Origin of the sequence: Rhizobium sp. SU303 (assembly GCF_021052345.1) — a bacterium.
Taxonomy (GTDB): domain Bacteria; phylum Pseudomonadota; class Alphaproteobacteria; order Rhizobiales; family Rhizobiaceae; genus Rhizobium; species Rhizobium laguerreae.
In genome coordinates this window covers 4,425,776-4,441,609 of the sequence record NZ_CP088095.1, presented here as the reverse complement: position 1 = coordinate 4,441,609, position 15,834 = coordinate 4,425,776, and the positions used below count along the sequence as shown (strand labels likewise).

The following is a 15,834-nucleotide window of genomic DNA, read 5'->3' as shown; positions in this document are numbered from 1 at the left end:
CTCTGACGCAGGCCCTTGATAACAACGACCAGATATGTCCGGCGTTAAAGCGCGGTTTAGGCGACGTCCTGCGAGGGCGATTCTTCGCGAAAAGGGTTAACCGTGTCTGACGGGAATTCAGAACGCCTTGAAAGTCAGCGTCGTCAGCGAGCGGACGATGCCGGGAATATTGGCGATGTTGTCGTTGATGAATTTGCCGATATCCTGGCCTTCCTCGATATAGACCTTCAGCAGCAGATCGTAGTCGCCGCTGGTCGAATAGAGCTCCGAGACCAGTTCGGTCTGGTAGATGGCGTCGGCGACATCATAGGTCTTTCCGGGTGCGCATTGGAGCTGGACGAAGATCGGCTTCATGGAGATTTCCTGCAAAGTTGTTTGGGGCGCATAATGGTCGAAAGCGCCCTGCCGATGCAAGCCGTTCGTCACACAGCCGGGTTGGCGGTGGCTTCTGCGACGATCCAGTCACGAAAGGCGGCAAGCGGCGCATAATCGGCGCGCTCGGGCGGAAAGGCGAGATAATAGCGCTCGCGACTTTCCATTTCACGGTCGACAGCGGCGACGAGATCGCCGCGTCTGATCTCCTCCTGCATCAGGAATGTCGGCAGCAGGGCAACGCCGAGGCCGGCGATTGCGGCCTGCGCGGCGGTAGCGAACTGGTCGAAGAGCATGCCGTGCACGCTTTCGAAAGAAACGCCATTGCTGGCGAACCATTGCTCCCAGGCGTCAGGACGCGTCGTCAGGTGCAGCAGCGGAACGGCGAGCAGATCCTCCGGTCCTGAGATCGCATATTGCTTCAGAAAATCCGGACTGCAGGCCGGCACCGTGCGCTCCGACATCAGAAGCGCGAGTTCGGCGCCCGGCCAGTGCGGGTGGCCGAAATGGATGGCGGCGTCGATCGAATCGAGGCGGAAATCGAAGGGGGAAAGCCGGGTCACCAGATTAATGGTCACGCCGGCATTGGCGGCGAGAAAGCGCCCGAGGCGCGGCGCCAGCCAGCGTGTGCCGAAGGTCGGCAGGATGGCGAGATTGAGCGTGCCGCCATGCGGATTGGCGCGCAGGTTCAGCGAGGCGCTCGATATCCGCCGCAGCGCCTCGCGAATCTCGCGGGCATATCCGTCGCCGGCAAGCGTCAGCCGCATGGTCTGGCGTTCCCGCAGGAAGAGCTCGACGCCGAGCTGCTCCTCCAGCGCGCTTACCTGGCGGCTGACGGCGCTTTGCGTCAGATCGAGTTCGCGCGCCGCTGCCGTCACGCTGCCGGTACGGGCAACCGCCTCGAAGGCGGCGAGATGCGAAATCGACGGCAGAAAACGTCTAGACGTCAGCATGATCATTCCGTTTCAGAATGGGCTATTTCCGAAATAACGATATTTGCGGCTTTATCGCCCGTGTAAAGAGGTTCATCCTACAAAAACGGAATGAGCCGGAGTTTCCCAATGCCGCAAGCCTTCGTTTCCCCAGACCGCATCCGATCGCTGTTCACCGAGGCGATGTCGCAGATGTACCGGGCGGAGGTGCCGCAATACGGCACGCTGATCGAACTGGTGGCGGATGTGAATGCCGGCTGCCTCGAAAACGATCCCGATCTGCGCGAACGTCTGGCTCAAGCCGGCGAGCTGGAGCGTATCGATGTCGAGCGCCACGGCGCCATCCGGCTCGGTACGGCCGATGAGCTCTTCACCATTCGGCGGCTGTTTGCTGTCATGGGCATGCAGCCGGTCGGCTATTACGATCTTTCGGTCGCCGGCGTGCCGGTTCATTCCACCAGCTTCCGGCCAATCGACGAGGCAGCGCTCAACGTTAATCCATTCCGGGTCTTCACCTCGCTGCTGCGATTGGAGCTGATCGAGGACGAGGGGTTGCGCGGCGAAGCCGAAGCCATTCTGGCGAAACGGCGGATCTATACGCCTCGCGCCGTCACGCTGATCGAGCGCCATGAGCAGAACGGCGGCCTCACCAAGGCAGAAGCGACGGAATTCGTCGCCGAGGCGCTTGAAACCTTCCGCTGGCATGGCGAAGCGACAGTCAGCGCCGACACCTACAAGCGGCTGCATGACGCCCATCGGCTGATCGCCGACGTCGTCAGCTTCAAGGGGCCGCATATCAACCATCTGACGCCGCGCACGCTCGATATCGACGCAGTCCAGGCCCGCATGCCGGAACGCGGCATCACGCCGAAGGCTGTCATCGAAGGGCCGCCACGCCGCCATTGCGATATCCTGCTGCGACAGACGAGTTTCAAGGCGCTGGAGGAAACGATCGCCTTTTCCGACGATGACGGTGCGGTTCAAGGGACGCATACCGCCCGCTTCGGCGAGATCGAACAGCGCGGCGTGGCGCTGACGGCGAAGGGCCGGGCGCTTTACGATCAGCTGCTCGCCTCGGTTCGCGGCGAGGTGCAGGTGGGCGCCGGCGGCGCCAAGGCCGGCGTCTACGACGACGAACTCGCCGCGCGTTTCAAGGCACTGCCGGATAGCTGGGATGAGTTGCGCAACGACGGTCTGGCCTTCTTCCGCTATTCCGCGACGCCTGCGGGCATTGCCGCTGCAGCCGGCAGCACGCTGCCCGGCGATCCTGAGACGCTGATCGCCAAGGGTTACCTCGCCTTCACCCCGATCGTCTACGAAGACTTCCTGCCCGTCAGCGCGGCCGGCATCTTCCAGTCGAACCTCGGCACCGACCAGCAGCAGAACTACGCGACCCGCTCGAACCGCGACGCCTTCGAGGCAGCACTTGGCGCCGCCGTCCAGGACGAGCTGGCGCTCTACGCCGAACGCCAGGCGGCATCGCTGGATTCGGCGCTGGAGGCGCTCGGCCTTGTGGGCCTGCCGTTGAAGACGGTTGCGTGAAATGGCAGGTTCAACACTTTCTTTTGTGCATTAGAGTATCCCGCGATTTCGCTCTGATCGGACTGAGTCATGCTGAATGATCCGCGCTCCCACGGCCTCTGGGAAAAGACAGCGCCCGAACCGCCGACGACCTCGCCTCTCGACGGCGCGATGTCGGTCGATGTCGTCATCGTCGGCGGCGGTTACACCGGCCTCTCTTCCGCCCTGCATCTTGCCGAAGCCGGGTCGAAGGTGGTGTTGCTGGAGGCCAAAGAGATCGGCTTCGGCGGTGCCGGGCGCAATGTCGGGCTGATCAATGCCGGCATGTGGGTGATGCCGAACGATCTGCCCGGCGTGCTCGGCCCGGTGCATGGCGAACGACTGCTCGATCTGCTCGGCAATGCGCCGAAGCTCGTCATGGAGCTGATCGACAAACATCAGATTACCTGCGAACTCGAACGCAACGGCACGCTGCATTGCGCAGTCGGCGCGGACGGGCTGAAGGAGATCGAGGCACGCGCGGCGCAATGGTCGGCTCGCGGCGCAGCCGTGACGCTGCTCGATGCGGCTGAAACGGCAAAACGTATCGGCAGCGATGCCTATACCGGTTCGCTGCTCGACAAACGCGCCGGAACACTGCAGCCGCTTGCCTATGCGCGCGGCCTTGCCGATGCCGCCGTCAAGGCGGGCGTCGCTATTCAGACATCGAGCCCGGTCATCGCAACGGAGCGCAATGGCAGCCGCTGGACCGTGAAGACGGCACGCGGCGAAGTCAGCGCCGAGTGGATCATCGTCGCGACGGATGCCTACAGTACCGGCCCGTGGGAGCAGGTACGCAGCGAGCAGGTGCATCTGCCCTATTTCAATTTCGCCACCGCGCCGCTCGGCCACAATCTGCGCCAGTCGATCCTGCCTGGGCGGGAAGGCGCATGGGATACCAAGGAAATCCTCTCCTCCTTCCGCATGGACCAGGCCGGCCGCCTCGTTTTCGGCAGTGTCGGGGCGCTGCGCAATACCGGACTGGCCGTTCACAAGGGCTGGGCCAAACGCGCATTGAAGCGGCTCTTCCCTGTTATCGGCGACGTCGAATTCGAGTGCGAATGGTATGGCCAGATCGGCATGACCGACAATGCGCTGCCGCGCTTCCACAAATTCGCACCTGGTGTCGTCGGCTTTTCGGGCTACAATGGCCGCGGCATTGCCCCCGGTACGGTCTTCGGCCGTACGCTGGCGGAGCATATCCTCGGCCGGCTTCCGGAAGCCGATCTGCCGTTGCCGCTGACTTCGCCCGCCGAGCCAAGCTTCCGTGCACTCAAGGAAATATGGTACGAAGCCGGCGCTCAGGTCGCCCATTTCGCCGATGCCCGCTTCTAAGCACAATAAGATTGGAAACACGACAATGACCATCGCCGTCCTCGATCTCGCCACCGAAACCGCCAAGCTGCTTGCCGAACTCGGCGTCGATGCCAGCCGCTATCACGGCGGCACGCTTTCCGTCACCTCGCCGGTCACCGGCAAGGAAATCGGCAAACTCAAGGAGCATTCCGTTTCCGAGACGAAGGCGGCAATCGAAGCGGCGCATCAGGCCTTCCTCGAATGGCGTGCCGTGCCGGCGCCGAAGCGCGGCGAACTGGTCCGCCTGCTCGGCGAGGAGTTGCGCGCCGCAAAGACGGCGCTCGGCCGTCTCGTTTCGATCGAGGTTGGCAAGATCACTTCGGAAGGTCTGGGCGAAGTGCAGGAGATGATTGACATCTGCGACTTCGCCGTCGGTCTTTCCCGTCAGCTTTACGGTCTGACGATCGCCACCGAGCGCTCCGAGCACCGGATGATGGAAAGCTGGCATCCGCTCGGCGTGATCGGCATCATCTCCGCCTTCAATTTCCCGGTTGCCGTCTGGTCGTGGAATGCGGCGCTCGCGATGGTCTGCGGCAATTCCACCGTCTGGAAGCCCTCGGAAAAGACGCCGTTGACGGCGCTTGCCGTGCAGGCGCTGTTCGAAAAGGCGCTGAAGCGTTTCGTCGCCGAAGGCGGTACCGCACCGGCCAATCTGTCGACGCTGATCATCGGCGGCCGCGAGGTCGGCGAAGTGCTGGTCGATCATCCGAAGATCCCGCTGGTTTCCGCCACCGGCTCGACAGCCATGGGCCGCGCCGTCGGTCCGCGCCTGTCGCAGCGTTTTGCCCGCGCCATTCTCGAACTCGGCGGCAACAATGCGGCGATCGTCTGCCCGAGCGCCGATCTCGACCTGACGCTGCGTGGCGTCGCCTTCTCCGCCATGGGCACGGCTGGCCAGCGCTGCACGACGCTGCGCCGTCTCTTCGTGCATGAGAGCGTCTACGACCAGCTGGTGCCGCGCCTGCAGAAGGCCTACGGCTCGGTCACCATCGGCAACCCGCTCGAGACCGGCACGCTTGTAGGGCCGCTGATCGACGGCCAGGCTTTTAAGAACATGCAGGCAGCGCTTGGTGAAGCGAAATCGGCCGGCGGCACGGTGACCGGCGGCGACCGTGTCGAAACCGGTTCGACCGAGGCCTTCTACGTTCGCCCGGCGCTTGTCGAAATGCCGGATCAGACCGGCCCGGTCGAGCACGAGACCTTCGCGCCGATCCTCTATGTGATGAAGTATAGCGATTTCGACGAGGTGCTGGCGCTGCACAATGCTGTGCCGCAGGGGCTGTCGTCATCGATCTTCACCAACGACATGCGCGAGGCCGAAATCTTCGTCTCCGCCCGCGGTTCGGATTGCGGCATCGCCAACGTCAATCTCGGGCCATCGGGCGCCGAGATCGGTGGCGCTTTTGGCGGCGAGAAGGAGACCGGCGGCGGCCGCGAATCCGGCTCGGATGCCTGGAAGGCCTATATGCGCCGCTCCACCAACACCATCAATTACGGCAGAACGCTGCCACTTGCGCAGGGCGTCAAGTTCGACGTCGAATAAGCCGGCTGCAAAAGGCTGCAAAAGAGGGCGGCGCTCGCGGAGCGTCGCCTTTTTTTGATCAATCGCGATTTATTCCCCTGTAATATGAAATATTTAGTCAAGATATTGTGATGGCTTTTCCGACCAAGCCAAACTTGAAATCGGCAGTCAGGAAAAATATACGCTCTCATCGCCCTTGGAGAGCTCGGGTGACATCGCCATGGAGGCCATCATGAACATTGCTCTTAACCGTTTTTCCCTCGTGCTTGCCGCTTCGCTTCTCTCCGCCACCGCGCTCGCAGGCAGCGCCAATGCGCAGGATGAAGGTCTCGTTGTGTACAATGCCCAGCACGAAAGTCTGGGCCGCGAATGGATCGCTGCTTTCACCAAGGAGACCGGCATCAAGGTCACCATGCGTCAGGGCAGCGACATGCAATTCGCCAACCAGATCATTCAGGAGGGCGACGCCTCTCCCGCGGATATCTTCCTGACCGAGAATTCGCCGGCAATGACGCTGGTCGATGGTGCGGGCCTCTTCGCCCCCATCGAAAAGGAAACGCTGGATCAGGTTCCGGATCAGTATCGCCCGGCTGACGGCATGTGGACGGGCATTGCCGCCCGCACCACCGTCTTTGCCTATGACAAGACGAAGCTCACCGAAGACAAGCTGCCGAAGTCGATGATCGACCTCGCAGATCCGGCCTGGAAGGGCCGCTGGGGTGCAGCACCTGCCGGTGCCGACTTCCAGGCCATCGTCGCCGCCCTGCTGCAGCTCAAGGGCGTGCAGTCGACGGCCGACTGGCTCAAGGCTCTCAAGGAAAACGCCACGCCCTACAAGGGCAACAGCGTCGCCATGAAGGCCGTCAATTCAGGCGAAGTCGAAGGCGCGATCATCTATCACTATTATTGGTTCGGCGATCAGGCCAAAACAGGCGAGAACAGCAAGAATGTCGGCCTGCACTACTTCAAGAACCAGGATCCGGGCGCTTTCGTCAGCGTTTCGGGCGGCGGCATCCTGAAGTCCACGCAGCACATGAAGGAAGCGCAGGCTTTCCTGAAGTTTCTCACCAGCAAGGCTGGCCAGGCAGTCCTCAAGGATGGCGATTCCTATGAATATGCCATCGGCAAGGATGCGCCTTCCAACGACAAGCTCACTCCACTTGCCGATCTCAATGCTCCGAAGGTCGAAGCGTCGACCCTCGACAGCAAGAAGGTCGTCGAGCTGATGACGGCCGCCGGCTTGATCTAACCTTTCTGCCGCAGGCGTCCTGCGGCCAAAACTATTGCTTTTGGCTCAAGAAAACCTTAGGGCATGACGATATCCGGCAACCGACCTTCAAAGGCGGTTGCCTTCCTTTTTCAGCGTGTAAAGGCATCGGCCTTGCTGCAGGACAACAGACTGCTCGGATCCGGCAACGAGGCACCGGTCGCGCCGAGGGCCGCGCGAATGGCCTTGCCGTGCGGACGCATGCCGCACGCTTCCGTGATCCTGCTTGCAACCATCGTCGCGATCTTCAGTCTCGTGCCGCTCGGCTTCATCGGCTGGGTCACCTACGATGTCGGCTGGGAAACGGTGAAGGCCCTGGTCTTCCGGCCACGCGTCGGCGAGCTTCTCGTCAATACGGTTCTCCTGGAATCGATCACCATCCCGCTGTCGATCGCGCTTGCCGTGACGCTTGCCTGGCTGACGGAACGGACGGACATTCCTTTCGCGCGGCTCTGGGCCTGGCTTGCGATCGCCCCGCTCGCTGTGCCTGCTTTCGTGCACAGCTATGCCTGGGTCAGCCTCGTTCCCGGCATGCGCGGCCTGCAGAGCGGCGTCTTCGTCTCGGTCATCGCCTACTATCCGTTCCTTTACCTGCCGGTCGTCGCAGCATTGCGCCGTCTCGATCCGGCCATCGAGGATGCCGCGGCCTCGCTGGGTCTTAATCCTTGGCGGGTCTTCTTCCGCGCCGTGCTGCCGCAACTGAGGCTTGCCATCTGCGGCGGCTCGCTGCTGATCGCCCTGCATCTGCTTTCGGAATACGGCCTGTTCGTCATGATCCGGTTCGACACGTTCGCGACGGCGATCGTCGATCAGTTCCAGTCTTCCTACAACAGCCCGGCCTCCAACATGCTCGGCGGCGTGCTCGTCGCCTGCTGTCTTTTTTTGCTCGGCTTCGAGGTGTTGGTGCGCGGCAATGAACGTTATGCCCGCGTCGGCTCCGGGTCGCCACGTCCGGCGGATCGCCGTCGGCTGGGTTGGTTCGTGGTGCCGGCCGTGTTGCTGCCCGTCATCCTGGCGGTGCTGACGCTCGGCGTGCCGCTGGTGACGCTTGGCCGCTGGCTCTATCTCGGCGGCATCGCTATCTGGCGCATCGAAGTCGGCAGCGCCTTCCTGCAGACGATCGTGCTTGCCGTTGTCGGCGGCGTGCTGGCGACGATTGCCGCGGCACCGATGGCCTGGCTTTCCGTGCGTGCGCCCGGCCGCTTCCAGCGCGTGCTCGAAGCCTGCCATTATTATGTCGGCTCGCTGCCGGGCGTCGTCGTGGCGCTGGCGCTGGTGACGATTACCGTGCGTCTGGTGCTGCCGCTCTATCAGACCTTCGCAACGCTGCTCGTTGCCTATGTGATGCTTTTCCTGCCGCGCGCCATGGTCGGACTGCGAGCCAGCATCGCCCAGGCCCCGGTGGAACTGGAGCGCGCCGCGATGGGTCTCGGCCGCACCCCGGGCCAGGCGGTGCGGCAGATCACCATGCGGCTTGCAGCACCCGGAGCGGCCGCGAGCGTCGCACTGGCCGCGCTCGGCATCACCAATGAACTCACGGCGACACTGATGCTGTCGCCCAATGGCGTCGATACGCTGGCGACGAAATTCTGGTCGCTGACCAGCGAGATCGATTATGTCTCGGCCGCGCCCTACGCCTTCATGATGGTCGTGCTGTCGCTGCCGCTCACCCTGATGCTCTATACCCAATCGAAACGGACCGCCGGCCAATGACGCTGCTTACGATCGAGAACATCAGCAAGCGTTATGGCCCCGTCCAGGCGCTGAAGGATATTTCGCTCGAGGTCTCGGCGGGCAGCCGCACGGCCGTCGTCGGCCCGTCCGGTTCGGGTAAGACGACGCTGCTGCGCATTATTGCCGGCTTCGAGCAACCCGATGTCGGCAGGGTGACGCTGGATGGCGACCTGCTCGCGGACGGTCCGGCGACAGTACCGGCACACAAGCGCGGCATCGGCATCGTCTCGCAGGATGGCGCGCTGTTTCCGCACTTAAGCGTTGCCGAGAATATCGGCTTCGGCTTCGAACGAGGGGCTGCGGATCGCGAGAAGCGCGTGCTTGAGCTGCTCGACATGGTCGAACTCGACCGCGGAATGCTGACGCGGCGCCCGCATCAGCTTTCCGGCGGCCAGCAGCAGCGCGTGGCGCTTGCCCGCGCGCTCGGCCGCAAGCCGCGGCTGATGCTGCTCGACGAACCTTTCTCGGCACTCGATACCGGTCTGCGGGAAAATATGCGCAAGGCGGTTGCGCGCGTGCTGCAGGCGGCCGGCATCACCACCATCCTCGTCACCCATGACCAGGAAGAGGCGCTGACCTTTGCCGATCAGGTGGCGGTTCTGAGAGAAGGACGGCTGATCCAGGCCGGGTCGCCGCAGTCATTGTATCTGCATCCGCGCGATCGCGAGACGGCACTGTTTCTCGGCGATGCCGTGCTGCTTCCCGCCATCATCCGAAACGGCCTCGCAGACTGCGCCCTCGGCCGTGTCGCGGTCGAAGGCAGTCGTCAGGGCAAGGCGGAAATCATGCTGCGGCCCGAGCAGATTCGCGTCGTTGCTGATGAAAGCGATCGCGACTATGGCGGGCGTGTCGTCGAGGTGGAATTCGGCGGCGCGGTCTGCACCGTCGCCGTCTCGCTCGACGGCGTGGCGCTGCCGCCGATCCTGATCAAGACTTCGAGCGTTGCGCTTCCGGCGCGAGGCGATCTCGTTCGCCTCGACATCGCCGGCAAGGCTCATGTCTTCGAGAACTAAACTAAGAGCCCGCACCTCCTATTGGACGCGCGGGCTCTATCACTTTCGATTTCCGGACTTATGCGCTAGCCGAACTTGCGCACCACTTCTTCCGGCTCGATGCCTTCGAGCCAGCCGCCAGTAAAGCCGGCGCGCTCGAGCCCGAGGCGGATGACCGGCGATTGCCGCATCAGTTTCCAGATGAAATCCGAACGGTCGTTCTCGATGGTCATGACGACAAGGCCCTGGTCGATGCCGACGGTGCGGTCGTCGACCCAGCCTTCCGGCCGCTTGGTTTTGACCGTCGGATTGAAGCCGCCGGGAAAACCGCCTTCCAACAGCAGGTTCGGATAGGTGGTCAGAAGCGCCTTGGTGCCGTCGAGAGCCGCCTGCTTGTCGTAGGGCAGGCAGGCAAGGGCTGCCCAGGGTGCGATCGTGCCGTCATCCGGGCCGAGCGGGGCACCGCGAGCGGCGTAACCCAGAACCTTCGGCTGGCGGCCGCCGCGCATGCGCCGTGTCGGGGGCGGGCCGTCACAGGCGGAGAAGCCCCAGATATTCCTGTTGTAGCCGACGAACTGACCGGGATTGCGCTCGGCATAGTCACGCTGGACGTTGATCATCACCTGCGTGTTGCGGAAATAGTCCCAGTTCCGCTCTGCCATCGGCTTGTCCTGAATGGTGCGGAAGTCGATCCAGGCATGCGAGAAAAGATGGATGAAGAGCGGCCCGGCATAGAGATAGGACTGCTCGCCATGCAGCATCCAGGAATAGCTTGACGTAAAGGCGTCGTAGCTCGATTGCGGGATGGGGTGCGTCGGCGAAGCGAGCGCCAGCGTATAGAGGATGATCGCCTCGTCGAAGCCGTGATAGCGCCAGCGCAGGAAGCCGGATGAGGGCTTCCAACCCATGGAAATGGTGTCGCCCTTGTTCAGCGCCCAGCGCCAGTCGACGCGCTCGTAGATGAAGGTCGCGAGTTGACGGATTTCGGTTTCCGTCTCGTCGTCTTCGCGATTGAAATATTGCGCAGCCGTCAGGATGCCGGCGACAAGCAGCGCCGTGTCGATGGTCGAAAGCTCGCTGTTCCAGGCGCGATGGCCGGTATCCATGTGCAGGAAGTGGTAGAAGAAGCCGCGGTGGCCGGTCGCGTGGCGTTCCTCGCCCTGACGCGCCTCGGCGAAGAACCGCAGCGTATTGACCGTGCGTTCGGCCGCTTCCTCGCGGCTGATCCATAAACGCTCGACACCAACAGGATAGGAGGAAAGCGCAAAGCCGACGGCTGCGATGCTGCACGGAACCCCGCCGATCGAGGTATCCGCCACAAGGCCGTTTTCGGGATTGGTATATTTCAGGAAGTAGTTGAACGCCGAATGCTGCAGCCTGTCGACGAGCGCTGCATCAATGTCTTCAATCCGTTGCAGCATAGGCTCCTACCCAACTGTTGCATCGCCCCATGCTTCAACATGGGGGCCGTCCCCGGGCAAATCAAACCTTTTTGATTCGCAAGGATAAGAGAACACAAAAGGGTGGAATCGGTCGTTAATAATTATCGGTAAAATAATATCTAGCAGAAGTCATATAAGCGGTGCAGCAAAAAAGACAGCCCGCGCGCCACCGGCACGGGTTATTTTCCCGCAATACTTGTTTTCCTGATGTTTTGGAGAGTAGATTTTCACGTTCAGGCGGCTTCATCGAGCCGCACCAGATGACCTGCCGTCACTTCCCGATATCGGCGCGGCGGCGCGACGTAGCCAACCGGGCGAACGGGGCTTTTGAGCTCGTCGGTTCCGAGATTGCGCTTGATGCCGCGCCGCGAGGGGTCGGGAACCGGCACGGCTGCCATCAGCTTCTTCGTGTAGGCGTGCTGCGGGTTGCTGAACAGTTCCGCGCGCGGGCCGATCTCGACGATTTCGCCGAGATACATCACCGCGACCCGATGGCTGACCCGCTCGACCACCGCCATGTCGTGGGAAATGAACAGGAAAGCGAGGTTGAGGCTTTGCTGCAGGTCCATCAGCAGATTGCAGACCTGCGCCTTGATCGACACATCGAGGGCCGAAACGCTTTCGTCGGCGACGATCACCTTCGGATCGAGTGCGAGCGCGCGGGCAATGCAGATGCGCTGGCGCTGGCCGCCGGAGAATTCGTGCGGATAGCGTTTCATCATGTCGGGTTTCAGTCCGACGCGTTCGAGAAGATCGGCCGCCTTTTCACGGGCCTGGGCGCCAGTGCCGAGGCCGTGCTCCGTAATCGGTTCGGCGACGGCGGCACCGACGGTCATGCGCGGGTTGAGGCTGGCGAAGGGGTCCTGAAAGATCATCTGGATGCTGCGGCGCATCCGTCTGAGACTGACCGCGTCAAGGCTCAGCACGTCATAGCCGTCGAGGCTGACACTGCCGCCGTTCGGCTGGACGAGGCGGGTGATCGAGCGGCCGGTGGTCGACTTGCCGCAGCCGGATTCGCCGACGAGTGATAACGTCTCGCCCTGGAAGAGATCGAAGGAGACGTCCTCGACCGCATGGATCGCGCCAGTCTTGCGGCCGAGCAGGCCGCCGCGGATATCGAAACGGGTAACGAGGTTCTTGACTTCGAGGATCGGCGTCCGGCGGCGGTCGACGGTATCAGCCACCTCGATCGGCTCGCGGCGTTCGCCGGTCGTGGTATCGACGACCGGGAAACGCAGCGGCCATTTCCGGTCGGCCATCGAGCCGAGGCGGGGCACGGCCGAGAGCAAAGCGCGGGTATAGGGATGCCTGCCGCGATGGAAGATATCGTCGGTCGTGCCGGTTTCCACCGCCTCGCCGCGATACATGACGATGGTGCGGTCGGCGATTTCGGCGACGACGCCCATGTCGTGGGTGATGAAGAGCACCGACATGCCCTCTTCTTCCTGCAGCATCTTGATCAGGTCGAGGATCTGGCCCTGGATCGTCACGTCGAGCGCCGTCGTCGGTTCGTCGGCGATCAGCAATTTCGGCCGGCTGGCGAGCGCCATGGCGATCATCACGCGCTGGCGCATGCCGCCCGAGAACTGGTGCGGATATTCGTCGAAGCGCGACGCGGCGTTGGGGATGCGGACCTTTTCCAGCAAGCGCACGGTCTCGGCCCGCGCCTCGGCCTTGCCGATATCGCCGTGGCAGGTGAGCGCTTCGGAGATCTGGCGGCCGATGGTGAAGATCGGGTTGAGGGACGTCATCGGCTCCTGGAAGATCATGGCGGCGTCATTGCCGCGCACCCGGCGCATCTCCTTTTCCGGAAGGCTGAGAACATCCTTGCCGTTCAAGGTGATGGCGCCATCGATGCGGCTCGATCCCTTGGCGAGCAATCGCATGATCGACAGGGAGGTGACGCTTTTGCCCGAGCCGCTTTCGCCGACGATTGCAACTGTCTCGCCAGGCATGACGTCGAAGGAGACGTCGCGCACCACCGGCTTCCAGTCGCCATCGACGAGGAAGGAGGTCGTCAGGTTCCGGACGGAGAGAACCGGAGAGGCGGGGGCCGAAGAAACATCACTCATGTCGTTGCCTTATTCTTGTCTGGGTTCACATCTTCAACGGCGTGGCAAAGGAGGCGGATGGCCTGCCTTCAGCGATACGGGCCGCTTCCAGCGCCGCGATCTTTTCATCGATCTCGCGCCTGTCGGTCATGCCGTTCGGATTTTGCCGCGTCGCCATCGTCTCGGCGACATGCAGGTAGCGTTCACCCGCCACTGCATGGAGGCGGACAAGTTCGGCGAGCGGATCGGGATGATCGTCGGCGCGGAGGCTCAGCCAGGGATAATCCTGGTCGCGATGGATGACGAGGGCGGCGGACTGCCTGCCGCGCTTATCGCCGCCGGCATTTTCGCCTGCCTGCATCGCCAGGAGCAGGCGTTCGGCCAGCGGCTTGTCCATTGCCTTGTTGTAGGCGGCAAGCGTCTTAGTAATGACGGCAGGCCCCGCAAGCATGTTGCCGGCGACCGAGACGTTTTCGTCGATCAGGTGCCCGGCCCAGTCGATGCATGCGGCGCCGGTGAAGGCGGCGTTGCGCCCCTTCGCATCGATGAGGTGCAACTGCCGCTGATCGCGGCCGGCGTCACGCGCGGTCAGTTCAGCGATGATCTCCTCCGGCGCCCTGCCGGCGGCAAGCAGCGACAGGCCGTCGACGCCGTAAAGCGGGCTGACGAAGGCCTGCGTGCCGACGGCGCCGATGCCGCCGCGAATATGCGGAACAAGGGCGCCGACGGCGAAGAAGCGGCTCGCGACGGCGATGCCGAGATGACCGGTCAAGGGATCACGGGCGACGATGGACCAGGTCATGGCTATCTCCCGATCGCATAGGCCTGCATCAGGCGGGGGGTGGCTGCGGCGCGCAACAGCCCATCGGCATCGCGTCTTGCGGCGGTCAGCCGGCCGATCGTCCAGGGATCGGCGACCGTCAGCTTGTGGCCCCTGCGGCGCAGGGCATCGAGGACTTCAGGGCCGAAATTCGCTTCCGCCATCAGGCTGCCGGGCTCGCGGGTGCGCGGATAAAAAGAGCCCGGAAAATGCGAAGTGTGGAACAGCGGCTGGTCGATCGCCGCCTGCAGGTTCAGCTTGTGATTGATATAGCGCAGGAAGAAGGAGAGCTGCCACTGCTCCTGCTGATCGCCGCCCGGTGTGCCGAACGCCAGCGTCGGGCGACCCTCATAAAGGCCGAGCGACGGCGTCAGCGTCGTGCGCGGCCGTTTGCCTGGCGCAAGCGACGTCGGCAGGCCTGCTTTCAGCCAGAACATCTGGGCGCGGGAATTGAGGCAGAAGCCGAGGCCGGGCACGGTCGGCGAGGATTGGAGCCAGCCGCCGGACGGGGTGACGGAGACCATGTTGCCGTCGCGGTCGATGACGTCGATATGCACGGTGTCGCCGCGTTTTTCGGAAAGATGCGCCATGGTCGGCTCGTAGACGGCGCCGGTCTTCGAATCCGCGCCGAGCATCTTCATCGTCAGATCATGCTGCGCTTCGAAGCCGGGCACGACACCGGGGCGAAGATCGAAGGAGGCGTCCGCACCAACCAGCTTGCGGCGCTCGGCGGCATAGGTCTCCGACAGCAGATGCGCGACGGGAATCTCCGCAAAATCAGGATCGCCGTAATAGACTTCGCGGTCGGCGAAGGCGAGCTTCATCGCCTCGACGACGGTATGGACGAAATCGGCGCCGACGGGGTCCATGGCGGCGAGGTCGAAGCCTTTGAGGATCGACAGGGTCTGCAGGAAGACGGGACCCTGGCCCCAGGGACCGATCTTGGCGATGGTCCAGCCATGATAATCATAGGTCAGCGGCTCCTCGATCGTTGCCGACCAGTTCGCCATGTCGTTGGCAGTCAAAACGCCCTTGTGGCGGTTGCCGCTCGCATCCATCACCTCGGCGGTCTTCAGATAGTCGTCGATCTTCTCGGCGACGAAACCGCGATAGAAGGCGTCGCGGGCCGCCTCGACCTGCGCTTCCCGGCCGCTTTTCACTTCCGCCTCGGCGATGACGCGCTTCCAGGTTTCGGCAAGCACCGGATTCCTGAAATTCGCATGCACTTCGGGGGCGCTGCCGCCCGGCAGCCACGTCTCGTAGGAGGTCGGCCATTCCTTCTCGAAGAAGGCGGCAAGCCCCTTGATGGTGGCGGAGACGCGCGGCAGCATCGGATGGCCGTGCTCGGCGTAGTAGATCGCCGGTTCCAGCACATCGCGCACGCTCATCGAGCCATAGTCGCGCAGCATCAGCATCCAGCCATCGAAGGAGCCGGGGATCACGGTCGCAAGCAGCCCGTCGCCGGGGATCAGGCTCAGGCCTTCCGCCGTATAGTGTTCGATCGTCGCACCGGCGGGGGCGGGGCCTTGCGCGCAGATGACCTCGACCTTGTTCTTCTTCTTCGAATAGATCACCGCCGGCATATCGCCGCCCGGACCGCAAAGATGCGGCTCGACGATCTGCAGCACGAAGCCCGTCGCCACAGCCGCGTCGAAAGCGTTGCCGCCCTTTTCGAGAATGCTCATGCCGACGGCCGAGGCGATCCAGTGCGTCGAAGTGACGACGCCGAAGGTGCCGAGGATTTCTGGACGGGTCGTGAAAGCGGTCATGTCAAATGTCCTTTCAA

General features: G+C 63.1%; 12 protein-coding genes. 6 read left to right on the top strand and 6 right to left on the bottom strand.

The features are described from left to right. Window positions 1-117: 117 nt before the first annotated feature. Both RlegSU303_RS21890 and RlegSU303_RS21885 read right to left on the bottom strand, forming a co-directional pair. Window positions 118-354 (bottom strand): Lrp/AsnC ligand binding domain-containing protein, encoded by a 237-nt coding sequence (locus tag RlegSU303_RS21890; protein ID WP_003543721.1) that lies wholly within the window; start codon window positions 352-354, stop codon window positions 118-120. Window positions 355-422: 68 nt separating this feature from the next. Then, the gene (locus RlegSU303_RS21885) at window positions 423-1,331 is read right to left on the bottom strand and encodes a LysR family transcriptional regulator (RefSeq protein WP_168279263.1); all 909 of its coding nucleotides are present in this window, start codon (window positions 1,329-1,331) and stop codon (window positions 423-425) included. Between the two features lie 84 nt (window positions 1,332-1,415). On the opposite strand from RlegSU303_RS21885, the gene hglS reads away from it, so the two are divergent. From hglS to RlegSU303_RS21855, 6 genes are all read left to right on the top strand, one after another. Beyond that, a complete protein-coding gene (hglS, locus tag RlegSU303_RS21880) occupies window positions 1,416-2,846 on the top strand; it encodes a 2-oxoadipate dioxygenase/decarboxylase HglS (RefSeq protein WP_168279261.1) in 1,431 nt (476 codons plus the stop codon). A gap of 69 nt (window positions 2,847-2,915) precedes the next feature. After that, a complete protein-coding gene (locus RlegSU303_RS21875; protein ID WP_094087149.1) occupies window positions 2,916-4,199 on the top strand; it encodes an NAD(P)/FAD-dependent oxidoreductase in 1,284 nt (427 codons plus the stop codon). Between the two features lie 25 nt (window positions 4,200-4,224). Next, on the top strand, window positions 4,225-5,763 hold the full coding sequence (amaB, locus tag RlegSU303_RS21870) for an L-piperidine-6-carboxylate dehydrogenase (protein ID WP_094087150.1): 1,539 nt from the start codon (window positions 4,225-4,227) through the stop codon (window positions 5,761-5,763). Between the two features lie 211 nt (window positions 5,764-5,974). Beyond that, window positions 5,975-6,991, top strand: a complete 1,017-nt coding sequence (locus tag RlegSU303_RS21865) for an iron ABC transporter substrate-binding protein (RefSeq protein WP_131720331.1) — start codon at window positions 5,975-5,977, stop codon at window positions 6,989-6,991. Window positions 6,992-7,054: 63 nt separating this feature from the next. After that, a complete protein-coding gene (locus RlegSU303_RS21860; protein ID WP_131720332.1) occupies window positions 7,055-8,722 on the top strand; it encodes an ABC transporter permease in 1,668 nt (555 codons plus the stop codon). After that, window positions 8,719-9,756, top strand: coding sequence for an ABC transporter ATP-binding protein (locus RlegSU303_RS21855; protein ID WP_131720333.1), 1,038 nt, complete (start codon window positions 8,719-8,721; stop codon window positions 9,754-9,756). Before RlegSU303_RS21860 ends, RlegSU303_RS21855 begins: the two co-directional genes overlap by 4 nt. A gap of 65 nt (window positions 9,757-9,821) precedes the next feature. Here the strand turns inward: RlegSU303_RS21855 and RlegSU303_RS21850 are convergent, their stop codons facing one another. From RlegSU303_RS21850 to RlegSU303_RS21835, 4 genes are all read right to left on the bottom strand, one after another. Then, window positions 9,822-11,156: a glucoamylase family protein gene (locus tag RlegSU303_RS21850; RefSeq protein ID WP_131628259.1), complete on the bottom strand. Its 1,335-nt coding sequence runs from the start codon at window positions 11,154-11,156 to the stop codon at window positions 9,822-9,824. 254 nt (window positions 11,157-11,410) lie between these two features. Continuing rightward, window positions 11,411-13,249 (bottom strand): ABC transporter ATP-binding protein, encoded by a 1,839-nt coding sequence (locus tag RlegSU303_RS21845; RefSeq protein ID WP_131628260.1) that lies wholly within the window; start codon window positions 13,247-13,249, stop codon window positions 11,411-11,413. A gap of 25 nt (window positions 13,250-13,274) precedes the next feature. Next, window positions 13,275-14,030 (bottom strand): DUF1028 domain-containing protein, encoded by a 756-nt coding sequence (locus tag RlegSU303_RS21840; RefSeq protein WP_131720334.1) that lies wholly within the window; start codon window positions 14,028-14,030, stop codon window positions 13,275-13,277. A 2-nt stretch (window positions 14,031-14,032) separates the two neighbouring features. Further along, entirely contained in the window at window positions 14,033-15,817 is a 1,785-nt protein-coding gene (locus RlegSU303_RS21835) for a gamma-glutamyltransferase family protein (protein ID WP_131720335.1), read from the bottom strand. Window positions 15,818-15,834 lie beyond the last annotated feature (17 nt).

Coding starts and splice junctions, on each gene's coding strand:
- RlegSU303_RS21890 (WP_003543721.1), bottom strand. CDS start 354: ATGAAGCCGATCTTCGTCCAGCTCCAATGCGCACCCGGAAAGACCTAT.
- RlegSU303_RS21860 (WP_131720332.1), top strand. CDS start 7,055: ATGACGATATCCGGCAACCGACCTTCAAAGGCGGTTGCCTTCCTTTTT.
- RlegSU303_RS21865 (WP_131720331.1), top strand. CDS start 5,975: ATGAACATTGCTCTTAACCGTTTTTCCCTCGTGCTTGCCGCTTCGCTT.
- RlegSU303_RS21845 (WP_131628260.1), bottom strand. CDS start 13,249: ATGAGTGATGTTTCTTCGGCCCCCGCCTCTCCGGTTCTCTCCGTCCGG.
- RlegSU303_RS21850 (WP_131628259.1), bottom strand. CDS start 11,156: ATGCTGCAACGGATTGAAGACATTGATGCAGCGCTCGTCGACAGGCTG.
- RlegSU303_RS21840 (WP_131720334.1), bottom strand. CDS start 14,030: ATGACCTGGTCCATCGTCGCCCGTGATCCCTTGACCGGTCATCTCGGC.
- hglS (WP_168279261.1), top strand. CDS start 1,416: ATGAGCCGGAGTTTCCCAATGCCGCAAGCCTTCGTTTCCCCAGACCGC.
- RlegSU303_RS21835 (WP_131720335.1), bottom strand. CDS start 15,817: ATGACCGCTTTCACGACCCGTCCAGAAATCCTCGGCACCTTCGGCGTC.
- amaB (WP_094087150.1), top strand. CDS start 4,225: ATGACCATCGCCGTCCTCGATCTCGCCACCGAAACCGCCAAGCTGCTT.
- RlegSU303_RS21885 (WP_168279263.1), bottom strand. CDS start 1,331: ATGATCATGCTGACGTCTAGACGTTTTCTGCCGTCGATTTCGCATCTC.
- RlegSU303_RS21875 (WP_094087149.1), top strand. CDS start 2,916: ATGCTGAATGATCCGCGCTCCCACGGCCTCTGGGAAAAGACAGCGCCC.
- RlegSU303_RS21855 (WP_131720333.1), top strand. CDS start 8,719: ATGACGCTGCTTACGATCGAGAACATCAGCAAGCGTTATGGCCCCGTC.